Source organism: Paraburkholderia flava (assembly GCF_004359985.1).
GTDB lineage: Bacteria > Pseudomonadota > Gammaproteobacteria > Burkholderiales > Burkholderiaceae > Paraburkholderia > Paraburkholderia flava.
The window spans coordinates 1,651,289-1,666,071 of sequence record NZ_SMRO01000002.1 but is presented as its reverse complement, the minus strand read 5'-3'; the positions used below and the strand labels follow the sequence as shown (position 1 = coordinate 1,666,071).

Below are 14,783 nucleotides of genomic sequence, written 5' to 3'. Positions count from 1 at the left end.
CGTGATGTTTCTTACCGCTGCGGCTGCGCCCTTACATCGCGGTGACGTTCCCGGACTAGAATGTGCGCACACCTGCCTGTACATGGCACCGTAGCGAACGCTACGAGACCAGGGTAAGTGCTTAAGTACCGACATCAGGACGGCCAGGAGACGACGACTGTTCGACGCTTCGCGCGACGCACGGTCAATCACGACGATGACCAGAACCCAGACGCCCCCGCCGCCTCAGACCACACATCGGATCGCGCTGCTGTTCAACGCGAACAAGGTCTACGACCGCGAGATCATCGCGGGGATCGGCAAGTACCTGCTGTCGACGCGCGTCGCGTGGGATCTGTTTCTCGAAGAAGATTTTCGTTGCCGGCTTGCGGGCATCGAGCGCTTCGACGGCGACGGGATCATCGCCGACTTCGACGATCCCGCCGTGGCCGACGCATTGCGCGGCTGCGCGCTGCCAGTCGTCGCGATGGGCTCGTCGTTCGAAGACCCCGCGCACTATCCGTCCGACCTCCCCTATATCGCCACCGACAACGCGAAGCTCATCTCGCTCGCGTACACGCATCTGATCGGCGCGGGGCTCGCGCACTTTGCGCTGTACAGCCTGCCGGTCGCGGAAGAAAACCGTTGGGCGCAGCAGCGCGAACTCGCGTTCGCCCGTCTGCGTTCAGCCGATGGCAGCAGCGCCGACGACATCGACGCCGAGATCTATCGCGGCCTGTCGACCAGCGCGCCGTCATGGAACCAGGCAATCGAGCAGCTGGGCGCCTGGCTCGCGAGTCTGCCGAAACCGGTCGGCATCATCGCGGTCACCGACGCACGCGCGCGGCAACTGCTACAGGCCTGTCTGATCGCCGGCATCGCGGTGCCCGAGCAGGTCGCGATCATCGGCATCGACAACGATCCGCTCACGCGCACGCTGACGCGCATTCCGCTTTCGTCGGTGATCCAGGGGACCGAGGAAATGGGCCGCACTGCCGCGCACTTGCTGCATCAGATGCTGCGCGGCGCGCGCTTTCCGGGTCGACGCATTCTCGTGCCGCCGGTCGGCATCAACGTGCTCGAATCGAGCCGGCATCAACCGCTGTCGAGCCCCTATGTGATGCGTGCGCGCCACTTCATCCGGCAGTACGCGTGCCAGGGCATTCGCACCGAACAGGTCGCCGATTACGTCGGCGTGTCGCGCTCGTCGCTAGAAGAATATTTCCGCCGCGAACTGAACTGCACCGTGCATCAGGAAATCCTGCGACACAAACTCGATGCGGCGAAGGCTCTGCTCGAGAAGCGCGATGTGTCGAGTGCCGAAGTGGCGATCCGTTGCGGCTTCACGTCGCTGCAATACATGTACGCGGTGTTTCGCCGGGAACTCGGCTGCACACCGCGCGAATATCAGGAGCGTCCGCGCGTGACGGTCAATACCGACGCGACGTGATGCATGCTTTTTCTTTTTTTCCCAACGACATGATCAGCACAGCCCAGATGTCTTCAGAACCGTGGGGCCAGTTACCGGGCGGCGACCCGGTGCGCCTCTACACACTGCGCAACGCGCACGGGATGAAAGTCGCGATCAGCGATCTCGGTGCAACGCTCGTGTCATGGCATGCGCCTGACCGCTCGGGACGCCTCGCCGACATCCTGCTCGGCCACGACACCCCCGCCGACTATCACGCAGCGACGACTTACATGGGCGCGCTGGTCGGCCGCTGGGCGAACCGTATCGCGGGCGCGCACTTCGAACTCGACAGCATCGGTTATGCGCTCGATCGCAACGAAGGCAACAACTGCCTGCACGGCGGTGCGGCGGGTTTTCATCGGGCGATCTGGAACGCGCATGATGATGACGGCACGCTGCTGATGCGGCTCGAATCGCCGGAAGGCGACGGCGGCTTTCCGGGCAACGTGACCGTGCAGGTCCGCTATACGCTCGACGACGACGGCGCGCTGACGCTCGACTACGAAGCACTCACCGATGCGCCGACGCCGCTCAACCTGACCAGTCATCCGTACTTCAACCTGACGGGCGTCGCCGGTGCCGACGTGCGTGGCCACGTCGTGACGATCGATGCGGATGCGTTCTTCGAAGTCGACACGTCGATGATTCCGTGCGGCCGCGCGGACGTCGCGGGTAATGCGTTCGATTTCCGCCAGAGTGCGCCGCTCGGCGCGCGGCTCGACTGGCCGCATGCGCAGCTCGCGCGTGCCGGCGGTTTCGATCATTGCTACGTGCTGCGCGAGTCCGCCGATGAAAACGCATGCCGACGTGTCGCATCCGTGTACGACCCGGGCAGCGGCCGCGAGCTGAGCGTCGAAACCGACCAGTGGGGATTGCAGTTCTACACCGGCAATTATCTGCAGGGCGTGCACGGCAGACGCGGCATCGTGTACGGACGGCACGCGGGGCTGTGCCTCGAAGCCGGCGCGTTTCCCGACGAAATCCACATGCCCGACGCCGAGCGAACCGTGTTGCGTCCGGGGCACGTGTACCGGCAGCGCACGCGTTACTGCGTCGGCGTACGCGCGGCTAGCTGAACGACGCAACACGCCGCGACGCGTGGCTCCAGAGAATCGATGAGTGCTGGGTCTGGCGCAGGCGCCAGGCTTTGCCTATCCTGCGGGAAATCATCGAGGAGCCTTGAATCGTGGATCACGTGGATCAGGTGGAAGAAAAAGCCGGCCCGTTGTCGGATCGCGCGCGCGTGCGACGCGAAGCGCATCGTGCGGACTACGACCGCGCGACATTGAATGCGATCGTCGACGCGGCGTACGCGTGTCACGTCGCCTTCACCGACGCGCGCGGCACCCACTGTATCCCGACCGCCTGCTGGCGTCAGGGCGACTACCTGTACCTGCACGGCTCGAACGGCAGTCAGATGCTGAAGGCGGCCGCGAGCGGCATCCAGGTATGCGCGACCGTCACGCATCTTGACGGCCTCGTGCTCGCGCGCTCGGCATTCAATCATTCGATGAACTATCGCACCGCAGTGATCTACGGCGTGTGCGAGACGGTGACTGGCGAGCACAAGGCGGAATCGCTCGACGCGCTGGTCGAACACATCGCACGCGGACGTTCGCATGAGATTCGTCGCGGCAACGAGAAGGAACTCGCAGCGACGACGGTGCTGCGCCTCCCGCTGACCGAGTTCGCGTGCAAGGTTCGCGCAGGCGGTCCGAACGATGACGACGATGATCTCGATCTGCCGGTATGGGCCGGCGTGCTGCCGTTCGAACTCGCGCAGCGGGCCGCCATTGCCAATACGCCGCAGATCGATGAGCCGGCGTACGTCTCGCAGTGGGCGCGGGACGAACGCTGACCGCGTCCGCTACCTACTTGTGCGTAGCTACGCCTGCGGAACGAAGCGGCGATGTCTCACACCGGCGGCGATTCCGGTGACACGGACGCGGTGCCGGAGGTCGCAAGATACGATGCGAGCGCGTTGAACCGTCGTCGCGTTTCGCGCGCGAACATCGTTGCGGCAAGCGGATCGAACAGACGCCCGATTACACGCGGCCGCAGCTTCAGATCGAAGGTGTAGATCAACTCGGACGTGCCGTCGGTGCGATCGCGATGACGCATCGATGCGCCCCAGTATGCGAACGGCCCCGCCGGTTCAACGATCACCACGCAGCGCGCGAGTACGAAATGCTGTGCGTGCTGCCGGGTGTCGTGCGGCGTTAGCGGACCGCGCCGGGGCTTAAGAAAATCCGCTGCGCTCTACTAAGTCGCCGGCCGTGCCGGCACCTTCGGCGCGAACTTGCGTAGCCGTCCGGCGAGCCGGTGCGACGGCCGCTCGACTGCGAGATAAAACGCGTAACTAAGCGCGAACGCGAACACCATCGTCGTCAGCCACGCCACCGGACGACCGGGCACCAAGCCCAGCACATCGAGCATTGCGGACGCGAACTTGTGGCACAGATACAGGCTGTACGACCACGCGCCGAGCGCGCCGATGCGCGTCCACAGCCACGCGCGCATGCCGGGTGTCGTCGTCGCGGCGGTCGACGTTTCGGCCGCGAGCCACGCGGCGACGAGAAACTGGAACAGCGTCAGCGTGACGTCGGGACCGATCGACGGCAGAAACGCCGGCTTGATATGCGACGTCGACGCGAGCACGAAGGTCAGCGAACCCGCGACGATCACCACGCAGCGCGCGAGCACGAGATGAGTCGACAACACGCGCGCCGCGTCGCGCAATCGCCGGACGAGCCATGCGGTGAATGCGGACGGCGCGCGTGCTCCTTCAGCTGCGGCGAGCGAACGCGGCGTCGCGGCGCCCGGCGTGGCGACGCCCTGTGTAGCGCTGCCCGGCGTGACGATGTCCGACCTGGCGACAACCGGCATAGCGACGGCCGGTACGGTCACGCCGAACGCAACGGCACCCGACACCACGCCTCGTGCGTTACGCAAGGTCTCCGCCACGGACGCAGTGGACACATCCGAACGGACAGCACTCTTACGCTGCGCATCGGCGATCAGACAGCCGAGCAGCCAGCCCGGCAGATACAGCAACGCCGTACCCGCGACGCCGTAGTTCTGATAGACGCAGTGGTCGCAGACCATCTGTCCATGCTGATGCGTGAACCACACCATCGCCGCACCGAGCAGCGTCGCGCCCGCGATCATCTCGCCGATCCGGTGAAAGCGCAGCCGCACGAGCGGATACAGCGTGTAGTAGACGATCTCGCAGTACAGCGACCACAGCACGGACTGCAGCAGCGTCGGTGCATCGCCGACCGGTTGCGATACCAGCGCGACGATCGCGAGCGGCACGCCGATCCGCACGTAGCGTGACGCGAAGTAATTGATCGGACGCAGTGCCGCGTCACGGTGATACGCGTTATGGATGCAGTAGCCCGAGATCACGAAGAACACGATCACGGCGGCCGGTCCCGCAAACAACACGACGAGCGACGACCACAGCGCACCGCCGAGCGGCGCCAGATGCCCGGTCAGCATCGTCTTGAACGGCGGCGGCCCGAAGTGATAGAGCACGACCCAGGCGGCAGCCATGAAACGGATCGCGTCGATTTTCAGCGACTTCGCGGACGGCCCAGCGCCGGGCGGGCTCAACGGATTCGCGCGCATCATGGCGTCCCTTTAGACGCCGGAGAGCGCCCCTTTGAAAGTTCCGGAAAGGTTAGCGCCCGATATCGGGAAAAAAATCTGAAATAAATCGATGGGCGGTCGGGGACAGAAGAGAGGGCATTCGATGCGGATCGGGCGGTCCGGCACCGTCCGGTATGGGCGCGCGGCGGTCCGTCCCCTGGAGGCTATCTGTATCGTCAGACAGGTCCGGCAACCACGCCGATCTGTGCACCAATCCTTACCCGACAAGGGTTTGCCAGCCGCCGGGCGCTCGCCTGCGGGCCGAATATCGGTATCGCGGACGGCCTGGGCCTCGCGCCCTCGCCCACTGTTGGCAAGACGCGACACACCGCCCCGCCCGGCCATTCCCATAAGACTCCCGCCGTCAGGCTGGTCGAACGGAAATCGCGGTTTGTGAGATCATGCCGGATGGTCGGAAAACCGGTTCCGGCAACCCATCCAGCGTCATATCGGCAATTCGTGGCAATTCGGCGGTCAGCCCCATTGGGCGCGCCTGCAATGGCGGCTTCGCAGCTTGATGCTGCGAGCGATAACAGGCAACGGCAGGCAGTCCGCGTCGCACAGACCAGGCCGCTCGAGCCAGCCCCGCCGCCCGCGCCGTTTTGCCGCAATGGCCCTATGTGTGTGCCCGCCGGGCACGACACGGAATATCGAGTGACAGCCGCCGGCCCAGGGCCCGCGGCGTAACAGGTTATTGAGGAGAATCCCCAGCATGGCAGTGCCAATTTCGCAGGCATGGACGGTCGCCACGTATGTGCTGAAGCAGAAACTGATGGGACGCAAGCGCTATCCGCTCGTCCTGATGCTCGAGCCACTGATGCGCTGCAATCTCGCGTGTGCGGGTTGCGGCAAGATCCAGTACCCGGCGCACATCCTGAAGTCGGAGTTGACGCCGGAGCAATGCTTCAAGGCCGTCGAGGAATGCGGCACGCCGATGGTCGCGATTCCGGGCGGTGAACCGCTGCTGCATCCGCAGATGCCGGAGATCGTTGCCGGCCTGGTCGCGCGCAAGAAGTATGTGTACATGTGCACGAACGCGCTGCTGCTCGCGGAGAAGCTGCATCTCTTCAAGCCGAGCAAGTACCTGTCGTTCTCCGTGCACGTCGACGGCCAGCGCGAGCACCATGACTTCGCGGTGTGCCGCGAAGGCGGCTACGACATCGCGATGGAAGGCGTGCGCGCCGCGGTCGCCGCCGGCTTCCGCGTCACGACCAACACCACGCTCTTCGACGGCGCCGATCCGAACAGCGTGCGTCTGCACTTCGACGAAATGATGGAAGTCGGTGTCGAGAGCATGATGGTTTCGCCCGGCTACACGTACGACAAGGCACCGGACCAGCAGCATTTTCTCGGCCGTGCCCGTTCGAAGAAGCTGTTCCGCGCAATCCTGTCGAACCGCAAGAAGAGCTGGCGCTTCAACGCCTCGCCGATCTTCATGGAATTCCTTATGGGCAAGAAGCAGCTGACCTGCACGCCGTGGGGGATGCCGACGTACAGCATCTTCGGCTGGCAGAAGCCCTGCTACCTGCTGCAGGACGGCTACGCGGATACCTTTGCCGAACTGATGCAGAGCGTCGAGTGGGCGAACTACGGCACCGAGAGCGGCAACCCGAAGTGCGCGAACTGCATGGTCCACTCGGGCTATGAAGCGAGCGGCGTGAACTACACGTTCGGTTCGTTCAAGGGGCTGTTCCAGACCGTCAAGGCGATGCTGCTCGACGGCTACAAGGATCCGGAAGCGAACAGGATTCTTGCCGACTGGAAGACGCCTTCGCGCGAAGTGCCGATGGTGTTCGTGCCGAATTCGGCGCGCAAGGAACAGGCTCAGGCAGCTGAGGTCATCAAGGCCGTCGAACCTGCACCGACCGCAGCCGTCGCCGAACCGGTCAATCCTGATCTGATCGAAACCGCCAGCGGCACGGTCCACGAAAAGCTCGAAGGCTGGACGCCGTCGCTGAACACCGAAGCCGAAGTACGCGAAGCGCTCGAAAAAGCATTCGACTATCGCGGCGACGTGACCGTTACGCGCCGCGACGGCACGTCGGTCACCGGCTATCTGTACGACCGCCAGTACGGCGCCGCCTTCAAGGACTGCTTCGTGCGGATCATCGCGAAGGGCGAAAAGGACAAGCAGGTAATCCCGTATCCGCAAATCGCGAGCCTCGGCTTCACCGGCAAGGACACCGCAGCCGGCAAGTCGTTCGAATCGTGGATCAAGCGCTATTGGGAAAAGAAGGCCGCTGGCGAGAAGAACATCCAGATCGAGCCGGAATATCTCGACGAGTAAATCGCCCGTACAATTGCTGTAACCCGCGCTGTAACCGCTTTACTTTGCTCCGTTCGCCGGCCATGCCGGCGAACGGCACGCAGAACCGCTACCCAACCGCCTCATCGCTGACCGCACGCACGCCATCAAGCGCCGCGCGCAACCTCCCCAAACGTCAGCGTCACCGCAAAGCCCCCACCCGCTACATTCGCCGCGACAAAGCTCCCGCCGTTATAACGCGCGAGACGTCGCACGATCGCAAGGCCAAGCCCGCAGTGTGCGTCGCCGCCGCGTGCCGCATCGAGCCGCACGAACGGCCGCAACGCGCGCTCGAGTTGATCGGCCGGAATACCTGCGCCTTGATCGCGCACGGTCAACGTAAAGGCGCCGGGCCGCGACGCGGTCGAGATTTCGACCGGCGCTTCGCCGTACGTAAACGCGTTCTCGATCAGGTTCGACAGGATGCGATCGAGGTCGACGAGCGGCAGACTGAAACCGTCGCCGGCTTGCAGCTTCAACGTGACGAGCGCTTCATCGGCGAGACTGTCGCCGTAGTGGCGCCGGCAATGCTGATCGACCTGCGTGCGCGGCGACGGATCGGCGCCGTCGCGCGCGAAGTCGAGGAACTGCGTGACGATGCGCGACAGCGACTCGGCATCGCGCATGAAGCCGGCGCGATTCGCCTCGTCGGGCAGCAGATCCGCGCGCACCTGCATCCGCGTGATCGGCGCGCGCAGATCGTGCGCGAGGCCCGCGAGCATCACTGCCCGCTCCTGCTCGCTCAACTCGAGCTCGTGAACCATCTCGTTGAAATCGCCAATCAGCTTGCGGATTTCGCGCGGACCGCTTTCCTGTACCGCGACCGCACGATGACCGACGCGAAACTCGCGAGCCGCACGCGCGAGATGCCGCAGCGGACGCTGCAATCGCCACGCGCCGAGCACCGCGACGACGATCGCCAGCGCGAGCGTCAACGTCGATGCGCCGAGATAGCGGCTCAACGGCAGCACCACGTTGCGAACTGCGATCCATTCGTTGCCGGCAGGAGCCACGCCCTTCGCATCACTTGCCGGTGGAAACTGCACCCACAACGTACTGCCGGCTGTGACGACATGACTGCCCGCCGGCAACCGCTCGCGCAGTTTCATTTCGAACGGCCCATAGGTATCGGTGCACGGTGCGGGACAGCCTGCCGCGATCGCTGCGGGCGGCTCGATAAACGACAATCCGAGCAGCGACTGGACCGCCGTCAACGCGCCGCGATGTTTCGTCTGCACCTGGTTCGCGAGCGTCAGCACGCGCGCGGCCTGCGTGACCGCGAGCATCGAGCGGTCGCGTTCCACCAGCAGCATCGACGTGATGTGCACGAGCACGATCAGGCTGACCGTCATCAGCGCGAGACGGCCGAACAGCGTGTTAAACGGATTTCTCATCGTCGGGATTGTCGCGATCGTCGGGGGCTTCGGCAGCGGAGTGTTCCGCGTAGCCTTCGTGTTCATCGTCGGGAACGAACAGGTAGCCGACGCCGCGCACCGTGCGGATGAGTCGCGGCTGCGACGGATTCACTTCGAGCAGACGACGCAGTCGCCAGATCGGCACGTCGATCCCGCGCTCGGTCAACTCCGCATACGGACCGTGCAGCAGGTCGAGCAGCTTCGCGCGCGACAGCGTCTCGCCCGCATGCCGCGCGAGCACGTCCAGCAACGCGTATTCGCTGCCGGTCAGCTTCACCGGTTTGCCGTCGCGAAAGAGCGTGCGCTTGACGAAGTCGATCCGGTGACGACCGAAGGACAGCGGTTCGTTCGCCGTCGCTTGCTGCGCAGGGGATGCCTGCGTATGACGCCGCAGCACCGCATGGATGCGCGCGAGCAGTTCCTGCGGCATGAACGGTTTGCCGAGATAGTCGTCGGCACCGAGTTCGAGACCGACCACGCGATCGACACCCTCGGCACGCGCGGTCAGCATGATGACCGGAATCGTCTCGCCGGCGGTGCGCAGCTGCCGCAACGCGGTCAGCCCATCGACGCCCGGCATCATCAGATCGAGCACGACGATCGACGGCCGCTCGCGCTCGATCCGGCGCTGCAGATGCGTCGCTTCGTGCAGCACCGAGAACTCGACGCCGCGCTGCTGAAAGAACGTTCTCAGCAGATCGCGCAGTTCGGCGTCGTCGTCGACGAGCAGCACCTGGATAGACGTGTCGGACATGATTGTGGCGAAGAAAGAACCGAAGGAAGCGGTGTGTTGTGCGTCTTGTGGCCATGGCGGGCTAATGGAAGCAAACGGCAGCACACGTCAGCAGACGGCAGCAGACGGCAGCAAGCCGTAACGGATGCGATACGGGAATATCGCCATGACGCCAGATCTGCCGCAGCCGCTGCGGCCCATCGCCACGCTACCCCACCACGCGCACGAGCGACTATAGCAAGGCCCGCAAGCCGAAATCTTGCGGGGCCTTAGCGAATATTAATGTGGATTACAGAGATGAATTACCGCGCTGGAGCAACGCCGCCGACTGCGGCGATCGATCAGCATCGCTAACACACGACATCAATGCGCTTCGAGCAGCGCAGCGCCCTTCGGCGTAAGCACGACAACCGCCGTTGCAAGCGTGTCGCCAGGCGTGCGCGACATCCCGACGAGCCCGTCGGCGGTCGCGTCTTCCCAAGCGGACAGTCGTGGACACGTCGTGCGCCATGCATCCATCGTGTCGGCGTAGGTGCGCGGCCGCTCGCCGACCCACGCGAGAAACTGCAGCAGGTTGCCGACCTGCGACGTACCGGTCTGCATCGCGATGCTGGACATGATCGATCTCCTGGCGTGACATCGGTGACATCGTTCGTGTGCCTCCAGCATAGGCGCGCGGCGTGCGAATTGCCAATGATCGCCAATAGAATGCGCGCTCTTACCTGCTGACCGGCTAACGCGTCACGCGTCGGCTGGATCGTTCAGACGTCCTTCCATTCCCGCCACGTTGCGGCCTGCCCGCGATAGACGCCGTCGGTATCGACGAGATTCCACACCGTCACGTTCTCGATCCAGAAGCGCCGCCCCGACTTCGCGATGCGCAGCCCGCGATAGTCGCGCGAAAAGCCGTGCGTGCGCACTGCGTCGAGCAGACGCGCGCGCTCGTCGCGATTCGGCTGCTCGGCCGACAGCCGCGAGCGCAGCGCCGTCACTTCGTTCCAGTCGTATTCGAAGCAGCGCTGCGCGGAACGGTTCGCATAGATGAAGCACGGGTCGTCGTCGGTGTTGTGCGCGAGTACGCAGAAGGATGCGTCCTCGTAGAGCCAGCGCGCGGCCTCCGCGTATGGCAGGTTCTGCGCGTGCGGATCGTCGAGCAACGGCGTACCGGTGAGACGCCGGTGGCTGCCGTCGAGCAGCGCGCAGAAGTCGGCATCGAGTGCCAGTGATGTCGTCATGAGGGCGGGTCCTGGATGGATGAGGAGAACGCTTCTGTCTTCTCTGTTCGGGCGAAGCCGCGGGCTTATGGGCTATGACGCGTCGCGGTGGTCTTCGCGACCGCCATGTTATCTGCGTCGCGTGAACCGTGCTCGCCAGCGCGCCATCGTGCGCGCCGGCCTTCGTTGCGAAGGTGGTCGGCTGAGCCGCTGCCGTCACATCCGGAATCGCAGTCGCGGCCGGGCACGCCGCACACGTTCTATGCAGCACGTGCGGCACGCCCAGCCAGCGAACCGCCTTTACAGCTTCTGCACCTGCACCGGCGCACCCGCCTTGCCACCCACCGCAGGCGCGATCACCAGATAACGACGCTTGTCGGTGGCCTTCGTATCGTCGGGCGCGACCACCTGGCGGATCTGTCCGATCGCGTTGACGATCGCCGAGCCTGCCGGGTTCGTCATGAAGCTGGCCAGCGATTCGATCGGGCCCGAGCCGTCCGCAGCATCGGCGAGACCGAGCACGTACGGCGACTTCGGCTGCAGTCCGGTCGCGGACGCCTGCAGCACCTGCAGCAGACCTTGATCGAACAGCGTGACGCTGGTCGGCGCGGTCGCGCCCTGCTCGCCCACGCGCGCAAGCGTCAGATGCGCAGCCTGCCCCGCGACGCCCAACGGCTGCGTGTTCTGCCGACCGTCGCCCTGCGGCACTGCGTCGGGTACATACGCCACCGCCTGCGGCGCCTGGCCGATCGGCACGGTCGCGATCACGGTGTTGGTCAGCGTGTCGATGGCGGCCAGCGCGTCGGCGTTTTCGAGGCCGACATAGACGCGAGTACCGTCGCCCGACGGCCAGATGCCGTGAGGCAGATTGCCGACCGGAATCGTCGCGACCTCGGAGAAATCGTCGGTGCGGAACACCTTCACGACGTTCAGCCCGCCGACCGTCACGTACGCGAACGTGCCCTTCGCGTTGTGCACGATGTTCACATGATTCGTGATCGGACCGGTATCGAAGGTCTTCAGCAGCGCGAACGGCGGACGTGCGTCGAACACCTGGGTCTTGCCGACGTCCTTCAGCGTGAACCACACCTGACGACCATCCGGCGTCGCCGCGATATTCGGGCAGAACGGGCTTGCCTGCACGACCTTGCCGACGATCTTGTGATCCGCGACCGAAATCACATCGGTCTCAGGATTGAACGACGAGCACACGTAGCCGTACTTGCCGTCCGGCGAGAAGATCTGCATGCCGGGACCGGCCGGCACGATGATGCGCGTCTTTTCCTCGAAGGTCTTGCCGTCGAGTACCGACACGTAGTTCTCGCCGCGCACGGTGACCCACACTTCGCTGCCGTCCGGCGTGAAGAACGCTTCGTGCGGCGAGCGGCCGACGTAGGTCGTATGCTTGACTGCATTCGTCGCGGTATCGATGAAGGTCACCGAATTCGAGCCGATCGACACCACTGCAAGCGTTCGATGGTCCGGCGAAAAACCCATCCCGTGCACGAGCACCTGGCCGCGGTACAGCGGACTGAAGTTGCCCGGCGACGGATCGCCCAGACGGATCACGCCGACGAGCGTGTTGTCTGCCGGATCGGTGACCGACACCGTGTTCGAGAACTGCTCGGCTGCATACACGCGATCGCGATGGCTGATCGGCACGTCGGGCGCGGACGCCGCAGCGGGCGCCTGACCGGCCCAGGCCGGTACCGCAACTGCAAACGAAACGGCAAGCGCAACCGACGTCAGCGTCGTGGCGAAAAAGGAAGACGGTTTCATTGAGAGTCCTTGGTGGGGGTATTCGGTGCGCTCATCGACATGCCGTGCATCGACATGCCATGCATCGCGTGATCGACTGGTGAAGAAGAGGAAGACGAAGGCGTGGGCTTCTGTTGATCGGGGGCCGGTGCGGACGGCGGCAGCTTCTGCCCGAGCGCGACGCGCATCGCGACGATCTCCTGCTGCTGCTCGACGACGATCTCCTGCGCAATGCGTCGCAACTGCTCGTTGTGACCGTAGCGCAGCTCGGCCTGCGCCATGTCGATTGCGCCCTGGTGGTGCGGCACCATCATTGCAACGAAATCGCGATCGACGTCGCCGCTCGGCGACACGGTCATGTCGCTCATCATCTTCGTCATAGCCGCGTCGTTCTCGGCAAGAAACGGTGCTTCGGATGACGTAGCAGTTGTATCGGCGGCGAGCGCTGGTTGTGCGAGCAGCGCGCCGAATGCAGCGCTCAACGCGACGGCAAATGCCGTACCGCGTGCACGCCATAGCTGCCCAGGAAAATAACGCATGACGGATGTCTCCTCGAAAAGAACCTGCACATTGTCATCGAGGTGAACGCGGCTACGTGCAGGTTATTCCATCGAAACGTCGTTCGTTTTGTCGATTGATCGCGATTGCATACGTATTGCGGCGACGCAATGAAAAACGCCTGACCGTACGATGTAAATCGCATGGTCAGGCGTCGTTAAAAGGTGCTTTGTTTATTCCTGCTTCGTCGCCGCGCTACCGTTCGCAGTCAACTGTTCATACACATCGTGCGCAAGCTCGAGCAGTTCCTTGCGATCGATCCCGCCCGACACTGCATAACCAAAATCGCCGTCGATCCAGTAGAACACGTTGACCGGCCCGTCCTGATACAGCTTGAACGCGGTCATATCGGTGCTGGTCTTGCGATGCGAGATGCACAGCGTGATGCGGTCGCCGTGCGCGTCGTGATACATGAACTGCGCGACCGGACCATCGTTGCCCGGCAGCATCCGGCCGCCCATCAGTTCGAAACCGGTGCGCGACAGGATCGGCGGCCGTACGTTCGTGCCGAGCCGGTTCGATACCCACGTGACGAGTTCCTGTTCGCGATCCGCGCCGACCTCGACCGGTCGCATCACTTCGGGTGCATACATCACGTGCGCGATCGCCGACTGCCGCGCGAACGATTCGCCCTCCGTAGCAACTGCGCTGACCGTGCGCCCTTGCGCGTTGCCCGGCTCGTACGCGGTCTGGATTTCCCGGCCCATATTCGCGCCCATCCGGGTTCCCATCGTCGTGCCGACACCGATGCCGATCCCCAGCACGAGCGCAGCGGCCAGGCCCGCGAACTGCGGCCAGTTCGCTGCATCGCGCCAGCGCTTTTTCGCGGACATCTGCAGCCGCGCCGGCACCGGCTCGGCGAGCACGCGGTCGTAGCGCTCATGGAACATGTTGTTCAGCGCGAAGTAGTCGCTGATGCGCGCGGCCAGGTCCTCGTTGGTTTCGAGCAGCCGGTCGATTTCGTCGCGGCGATGTGCGCCCAGCGATCCGTCGACGTACGCGTGCAGTTCTTCGTCGCTCACTGCGCCCGGTTGTTCGTTCATCGCACCACCTTCAGTTTCACGCCGGGCTGCGAGCCCGCCATCAATGCACGCAGCCGCTCGCGCCCACGCGAGAGCCGCGACATCACGGTGCCGATCGGCACGCCGAGCGCAAGCGCGACGTCCGCATAGCTCATTTCCTCGAGACCGACCAGCAGCACGACTTCGCGCTGATCGTCGGGCAGGCGCTGCAGCGCATAGTCGAGATCGCGGACCTCGAGCGACTGCGACTGGTTGCCTGCTACGGCGAATTCGGCCTCCTGCACGTCGTCGTCGACCGAGACGTGGACCGCGCGCGTGCTCGCCTTGCGGACCTGGTTGACGTACACGTTGTGCATGATCGTGAAGAGCCACGCCCGCAGATCGGTGTCGGGCCGGAACTGGCCCGCGTTGCGCAACGCGCGTTCGAGCGTGTCCTGGACGAGATCGTCGGCCAGCTCGCGATTGTTGATCAGCGCGCGCGCATAGCGTCTTAGACGCGGCACGTGATCCATCAGTCCGTCACGGACGTTCATCGCCCTTTCCTTTCCTGTCGTTCCGGCGGCCCGGTGCTCCGGCGGCCGGGACCTGCCTGGTGACTGTCGATAGCGTATGAACACTACGCCGTCGCGGTTATTCCTGCATCGAGAAACTTTTTTGCGGTTTCGTCGCTACCAGCG

General features: G+C 64.3%; 14 protein-coding genes. 4 read left to right on the top strand and 10 right to left on the bottom strand.

The features are described 5' to 3' along the window. Nucleotides 1–196: 196 nt before the first annotated feature. From E1748_RS18920 to E1748_RS18910, 3 genes are all read left to right on the top strand, one after another. Nucleotides 197–1,429 carry a XylR family transcriptional regulator gene (locus E1748_RS18920; RefSeq protein ID WP_133648688.1) on the top strand — a complete coding sequence of 411 codons (1,233 nt, stop codon included), beginning with the start codon at nt 197–199 and terminating at the stop codon, nt 1,427–1,429. Nucleotides 1,430–1,458: 29 nt separating this feature from the next. Continuing rightward, on the top strand, nt 1,459–2,526 hold the full coding sequence (locus E1748_RS18915; protein WP_133648687.1) for an aldose epimerase family protein: 1,068 nt from the start codon (nt 1,459–1,461) through the stop codon (nt 2,524–2,526). Nucleotides 2,527–2,645: 119 nt separating this feature from the next. Continuing rightward, nucleotides 2,646–3,308 (top strand): pyridoxamine 5'-phosphate oxidase family protein, encoded by a 663-nt coding sequence (locus E1748_RS18910; protein WP_420819343.1) that lies wholly within the window; start codon nt 2,646–2,648, stop codon nt 3,306–3,308. A gap of 56 nt (nt 3,309–3,364) precedes the next feature. Here the strand turns inward: E1748_RS18910 and E1748_RS18905 are convergent, their stop codons facing one another. Beyond that, nucleotides 3,365–3,619, bottom strand: coding sequence for a hypothetical protein (locus E1748_RS18905; RefSeq protein ID WP_133648686.1), 255 nt, complete (start codon nt 3,617–3,619; stop codon nt 3,365–3,367). A 93-nt stretch (nt 3,620–3,712) separates the two neighbouring features. After that, on the bottom strand, nt 3,713–5,083 hold the full coding sequence (locus E1748_RS18900; RefSeq protein WP_133648685.1) for an acyltransferase family protein: 1,371 nt from the start codon (nt 5,081–5,083) through the stop codon (nt 3,713–3,715). 730 nt (nt 5,084–5,813) lie between these two features. Between E1748_RS18900 and hpnH the strand changes: the two genes are divergently transcribed. Then, nucleotides 5,814–7,388, top strand: coding sequence for an adenosyl-hopene transferase HpnH (gene hpnH, locus E1748_RS18895; protein WP_205965259.1), 1,575 nt, complete (start codon nt 5,814–5,816; stop codon nt 7,386–7,388). Between the two features lie 125 nt (nt 7,389–7,513). Here hpnH and E1748_RS18890 read toward each other — a convergent pair whose 3' ends face one another. The 8 genes from E1748_RS18890 to E1748_RS18855 form a co-directional block, all read right to left on the bottom strand. Beyond that, the gene (locus E1748_RS18890) at nt 7,514–8,800 is read right to left on the bottom strand and encodes an ATP-binding protein (RefSeq protein ID WP_133648684.1); all 1,287 of its coding nucleotides are present in this window, start codon (nt 8,798–8,800) and stop codon (nt 7,514–7,516) included. Next, on the bottom strand, nt 8,784–9,575 hold the full coding sequence (locus E1748_RS18885; RefSeq protein ID WP_133648683.1) for a response regulator: 792 nt from the start codon (nt 9,573–9,575) through the stop codon (nt 8,784–8,786). Before E1748_RS18885 ends, E1748_RS18890 begins: the two co-directional genes overlap by 17 nt. A 342-nt stretch (nt 9,576–9,917) precedes the next feature. Then, nucleotides 9,918–10,172, bottom strand: coding sequence for a hypothetical protein (locus E1748_RS18880; protein ID WP_133648682.1), 255 nt, complete (start codon nt 10,170–10,172; stop codon nt 9,918–9,920). 143 nt (nt 10,173–10,315) lie between these two features. After that, the gene (locus E1748_RS18875) at nt 10,316–10,789 is read right to left on the bottom strand and encodes an MEKHLA domain-containing protein (protein ID WP_133648681.1); all 474 of its coding nucleotides are present in this window, start codon (nt 10,787–10,789) and stop codon (nt 10,316–10,318) included. A 279-nt stretch (nt 10,790–11,068) separates the two neighbouring features. After that, nucleotides 11,069–12,547 carry a YncE family protein gene (locus E1748_RS18870; protein WP_133648680.1) on the bottom strand — a complete coding sequence of 493 codons (1,479 nt, stop codon included), beginning with the start codon at nt 12,545–12,547 and terminating at the stop codon, nt 11,069–11,071. Then, a complete protein-coding gene (locus tag E1748_RS18865; RefSeq protein WP_133648679.1) occupies nt 12,544–13,065 on the bottom strand; it encodes a DUF305 domain-containing protein in 522 nt (173 codons plus the stop codon). The genes E1748_RS18870 and E1748_RS18865 overlap by 4 nt, the downstream gene beginning before the upstream one ends. Before the next feature lie 192 nt (nt 13,066–13,257). Continuing rightward, nucleotides 13,258–14,127: an anti-sigma factor family protein gene (locus tag E1748_RS18860; protein ID WP_133648678.1), complete on the bottom strand. Its 870-nt coding sequence runs from the start codon at nt 14,125–14,127 to the stop codon at nt 13,258–13,260. Then, the gene (locus E1748_RS18855; protein WP_133648677.1) at nt 14,124–14,639 is read right to left on the bottom strand and encodes an RNA polymerase sigma factor; all 516 of its coding nucleotides are present in this window, start codon (nt 14,637–14,639) and stop codon (nt 14,124–14,126) included. The genes E1748_RS18860 and E1748_RS18855 overlap by 4 nt, the downstream gene beginning before the upstream one ends. Nucleotides 14,640–14,783: the final 144 nt, after the last annotated feature.